Raw genomic sequence first — 4,727 nt, 5'->3', positions numbered from 1 at the left:
CGGGGCGCTTGAGATCAAGATCAAAAGCAGAGCAAGAGCAGATCAAGAGCGGCTCGCTTCGCATCGTGGTTACCGTCGGCTGTCAGACCACCACCGCAGGCTACCCACTTGAGCGGTTATTGCTGAGTGAGTTGCGTCCACAACGCCGGCGCGCCCGCCGCCTTGGCGATCGCCTCCAGCCGCGCCGCATGCTCGGCCAGGTCCTGCTCGCTGGCGCGGATGATCGGCGTCGGCTTGCGATCAGCCGGCAAGCGGCGGATTTCCGAAGGGCGGTTGCCCGAGCCCTCCGCCGAACCGCTGCCATCGGACGCATTACCGGCCAGGGACAGGCTGGTCTGCCCGCCGGTCATGGTCAGGTAAACGTCGGCCAGAATCTCGGAGTCGAGCAAGGCGCCGTGGAGTTCACGGCCGGAGTTGTCGACGCCATAACGCTTGCACAAGGCGTCGAGGCTGTTGCGTTGGCCCGGGTGACGCTCGCGGGCCATCATCAGGGTATCGAGGATCGTGCAGTGCTGGGAGATGTCCGCACGGTCGGTCTGCCCCATCAGGGCAAATTCGTTGTTGATGAAACCGATGTCGAACGCCGCGTTATGAATGATCAACTGGGCGCCGTTGATGAACTCGAAGAACTCATCGGCCACTTCGGCGAAGCGCGGCTTGCCCTTGAGGAATTCATCGGTGATGCCGTGGACGCCAATCGCCCCTTCGTCACTGTCACGGTCCGGTTGCAGGTAGACGTGGAAGTGGCGGCCGGTCAGGCGGCGCCCCATCAGTTCGACACAGCCGATTTCGATGATCCGGTGACCATCGGTCACCGGCATGCCGGTGGTTTCGGTATCGAGTACAACAGATCGGATGGCCATCAGGGTTCAGCTCTCAACGGTTCGGTACAGTTCAAGGGGCGGGATATTAGCACGCTCTGTAAACGAAGCGCCCCATGGCACCCAGCCACCGGTGAACACCCAACAGTTTTTTACAAGGTTTAGCAAACGTGCTGCTGATTCAGCTCTGCTTGTAGCCGCGCACTTCATCCACGCCACGGTTGGCCAACTGGTCGGCACGTTCGTTGCCTGGATGGCCAATGTGCCCGCGTACCCATTTCCAGGTGATGTCGTGACGGTTGCACTGCTCATCGAGCAATTGCCACAGGTCGGCGTTCTTGACCGGCTCCTTGGCCGCCGTCTTCCAGCCGCGTTTTTTCCAGTTGACCATCCACTCGTTGATGCCCTTCATCACATATTGCGAGTCGGTCACCAGCAGTACGTTGCAGCGCCGCTTGAGTTCTTCGAGGCCGCGAATGGCGCCCATCAGTTCCATGCGGTTATTGGTGGTATTGGCTTCGCCGCCCCACAGTTCCTTCTCCACGCCCTTGCACACCAGCAAGGCGCCCCAGCCACCTGGGCCCGGGTTGCCCTTGCAGGCGCCATCGGTGAAGAGTTCTACGCTATCGGTCATCGGTTATTCGGCCTGAAATCAAAAAGAGGTTTTACGGTTCGCGTTGTTCGCGGTTGACCTTGGCCAACGGCATCGGCACGAGCTTGCCGATCGGCTCGCGGCGTACTTGTTGCACCGGTCGCAGCCCGACCACGATCTTGCGTGCAACCAATAAATAGAAGCCGCCACCCGACAGCTGCCAGGCCCCTGCGCGGCGTTCCCAACCGGCCAGGCGGCCCTGCCACTTGGCTGTCGCAAGCGGCGGACGATAGCACCCGAAGCGGCGTTTCTCCAGCGCGAAGCCCAGCAGGTTGAGCCAGTCGCCCACCCGTGATGGCGCGATGCAACGCGCCTGGCGCAGTCCGTCATGGGCGAACACACGGCGCAGGCCCCAACTGCTCCAGGGGTTGATGCCGACAATCAGCAAATGGCCACCAGGGCGCACGCTGCTGGCCGCTTCGCGCAGCAAACCGTGGGGTGACAGGCAGAAATCCAGGCCATGCTGCAACACCACCACATCGGCGGCGTGTTCGCTCAAGGGCCAGGCCTGTTCCTCGCAGACGATTTCCACCCCCGGCAACGGCGCGCCCAGGCGCACATTGCGTTGCACCTGCGGCGCCGAGGGCGGCGTGTCGGCTGACGGACCGTAATGCACCAGGTAGCCACCAAAGAACCGGCCCAGCTCGTCTTCGAGCATGCGCCGCTCTTCTTCCAGCAAAAACTGCCCAATCGGCCCGGACAACCATTCGCGGGCCGCGCTGATCAGGGCCAGCCACTCAGGATCGGCCTGGGCGAACGCTTTATCAGTCATTGCATTCTCCAACTCGCCTAGACGTTCTAAGATGCACCAATGTGTTCAGCTTGGCGAATCGAAGAATGATACAGATCAGTGCCCTACCCGCCTTCACCGACAACTACATCTGGTTGTTACAAGACCCCGCCACCCAGCGCTGCGCCGTGGTCGACCCCGGCGATGCCGCGCCAGTGCTGGCCTGGCTCAAGCAGAATGCGGCGTGGACCCTCAGCGACATCCTGGTCACCCACCATCACCATGATCATGTAGGCGGTGTCGAGCAACTGAAAAATGCCACCGGCGCCAAGGTCTACGGCCCGGCCAACGAAAAGATCCCGGCGCGGGATGTGGCCTTGCACGATAACGACCGTATCAGCGTGCTGGGCTGGGACTTCGACGTGTACGCCGTGCCAGGCCATACCCTGGGCCACATCGCCTTTTACCACCAAGGCGTATTGCTGTGTGGCGATACCTTGTTTGCTGCCGGCTGCGGTCGCCTCTTTGAGGGCACGCCCGAACAGATGTACAGCTCCCTGGAACGCCTGGCCGCCCTGCCCGCCGATACGCAGGTGTACTGCACCCACGAGTACACACAAAGTAACCTCAAGTTTGCCCAAGCCGTGGAGCCGCACAACGCCGACATCGCCGAACGGGTGGAAAATGTCGCCCAACTCCGCGCCCGTGGCGAGATGACGCTGCCATCCAACCTGGCCCTGGAAAAACGTACTAACCCATTTTTGCGCACCGCTGAAACATCCGTTAAACAAAAAGCGGACGAACGGAACGGCCGCGACAACCGCTCTGGGGCCGAGGTGTTTGCTAGCTTGAGGGCTTGGAAAGATAAGTTCTAACCAGATGCAATCTGATACGTAATTTCTGAATGGTTGACCGGAACCACAGCGCTTTCTAGAATCGCCCGACATTTTTGCCCGGAACTTACTTCCAGCCAATGTCGTCATCTATTCGTAAATCCATTTCTTCAGACGCATTGACCCGCCTGGCTCAAGCCGTGGCGGTGGCCGTTTCCGCAACTCTGGCGGGCTGCCAATCGACTCATTACGCTGCACAATCCACCGTGCAACCCAAACCGAATCTTGCTGCCAAGATCAAGCAAAAACCTATTTGGCTATCAGAGAAGCCTAGCCCCGAAGTGCCCCAGGATGTCTGGGAACGCATGCGTCGGGGCTTTCAATTGCAGGACGGTGTCGGCGTCAACCCGCGTATCGAGCAACAGCGCCTGTGGTTCGCCAGCAACCCGTCCTTTCTGGAGAATGCCGGCGAACGCGGCAGCCTCTATATTCATTACATCGTCGAACGCCTTGAAGAACGCAACATGCCCCTGGAGCTGGCGCTCCTGCCAGTGATTGAAAGTGCCTACAACCCAATGGCCTATTCGCGCAGCGATGCGGTCGGCTTGTGGCAGTTCATTCCCTCCACCGGGCGCTACTTCAACCTGCGCCAGACCCGCGCCTACGACGGCCGCCGCGACATCACCGCCTCCACCACCGCCGCCCTGGACTATCTGACACGTCTGCATGACATGTTCAACGGCGACTGGCTGCTGGCCCTGGCGGCTTATAACGCCGGCGAAGGCACGGTCAGCCGGGCAATCGAGCGCAACGAAAAACTCGGCCTGCCCACCGATTACTGGAACCTGCCCCTGCCCCAGGAAACCAAGGACTATGTGCCCAAGTTCCTGGCCTTGTCCCAGGTGGTACTGGCGCCTGAAGCCTACGGCGTCAACCTGAACCCGATTGCCAACACGCCGTACTTCGAAGTGGTTGGAGTCAAGCAAAGCATGGACCTGTCACGGGTTGCCGCGCTGGCCGAGATCGACGAAGACGAGCTGTTCCAGCTCAACCCGGCCTTGAAACAACGCACCACCCTGGACGGCCCCCAGCATCTGCTGGTGCCGACCTCCAAGGCCCAGTTGCTGACCAGCACCCTTTCGACGATGAAGCCGGAAGAATTGCTGAGCATGCGCCCGAAAAAGCCGGTGTTCGACGAAGTCGAGACCAAGGCCGTTGCAGGGCGCACCCGCAACTACAAGGTACGCAGTGGCGACAACCTCACGCTGATCGCCAAGGCCAACAAGGTCGATGTGCATGACCTGCAGCGCTGGAACAAGCTCAACGGCCAGGCCCTCAAGGTCGGCCAGACCCTGGTGATGCAGGACACGCGCAAAGTTGCGGCGAAAAAACCGGTGCAGTACAAGGTCAAGAAAGGTGACTCGCTGTACATGGTGGCAAAGCGCTTCAACGTTGAGATGCAACATCTCAAGCGTTGGAACCCGCGCACCGGCCAGGCACTGAAGCCAGGCCAGATGCTGGTGGTTTCCGGGCCGCGCTAAGGCCTCAGGCATTGTGGGGAACCCATGTGGGAGCGGGCTTGCCCGCGAAGGCGGCCTGACAGCCGACCAGAACGTTGGGTCTGACCGGGTATATATCCGTTATTTAGGTAACGGCCACTTAGGGGTCCGCCCTGACGGCGGCTCACTTTT

Annotated in this window: 5 protein-coding genes; 2 read left to right on the top strand and 3 right to left on the bottom strand. The window is 60.7% G+C overall.

Going from position 1 to position 4,727, the window contains the following annotated elements; genetic code table 11:
• Window positions 1-116: 116 nt before the first annotated feature.
• The 3 genes from dnaQ to A7K61_RS30240 form a co-directional block, all read right to left on the bottom strand.
• Window positions 117-857: a DNA polymerase III subunit epsilon gene (gene dnaQ, locus A7K61_RS30250; RefSeq protein ID WP_164692278.1), complete on the bottom strand. Its 741-nt coding sequence runs from the start codon at window positions 855-857 to the stop codon at window positions 117-119.
• A 145-nt stretch (window positions 858-1,002) separates the two neighbouring features.
• Entirely contained in the window at window positions 1,003-1,455 is a 453-nt protein-coding gene (rnhA, locus tag A7K61_RS30245) for a ribonuclease HI (protein ID WP_003173571.1), read from the bottom strand.
• A 31-nt stretch (window positions 1,456-1,486) separates the two neighbouring features.
• The gene (locus A7K61_RS30240; RefSeq protein WP_003190694.1) at window positions 1,487-2,245 is read right to left on the bottom strand and encodes a class I SAM-dependent methyltransferase; all 759 of its coding nucleotides are present in this window, start codon (window positions 2,243-2,245) and stop codon (window positions 1,487-1,489) included.
• A gap of 65 nt (window positions 2,246-2,310) precedes the next feature.
• Between A7K61_RS30240 and gloB the strand changes: the two genes are divergently transcribed.
• Together gloB and A7K61_RS30230 are read left to right on the top strand one after the other, a co-directional pair.
• Window positions 2,311-3,078 (top strand): hydroxyacylglutathione hydrolase, encoded by a 768-nt coding sequence (gloB, locus tag A7K61_RS30235; protein WP_069558993.1) that lies wholly within the window; start codon window positions 2,311-2,313, stop codon window positions 3,076-3,078.
• A gap of 98 nt (window positions 3,079-3,176) precedes the next feature.
• Window positions 3,177-4,577, top strand: a complete 1,401-nt coding sequence (locus A7K61_RS30230) for a transglycosylase SLT domain-containing protein (protein WP_069558992.1) — start codon at window positions 3,177-3,179, stop codon at window positions 4,575-4,577.
• The last annotated feature ends 150 nt before the right edge of the window (window positions 4,578-4,727 follow it).

Origin of the sequence: Pseudomonas sp. AP42 (assembly GCF_001728935.1) — a bacterium.
Classification (GTDB): Bacteria; Pseudomonadota; Gammaproteobacteria; order Pseudomonadales; family Pseudomonadaceae; genus Aquipseudomonas; species Aquipseudomonas lactis.
Note: the sequence above shows the minus strand (reverse complement) of the source record. Positions and strands in the feature narration are given on the sequence as shown.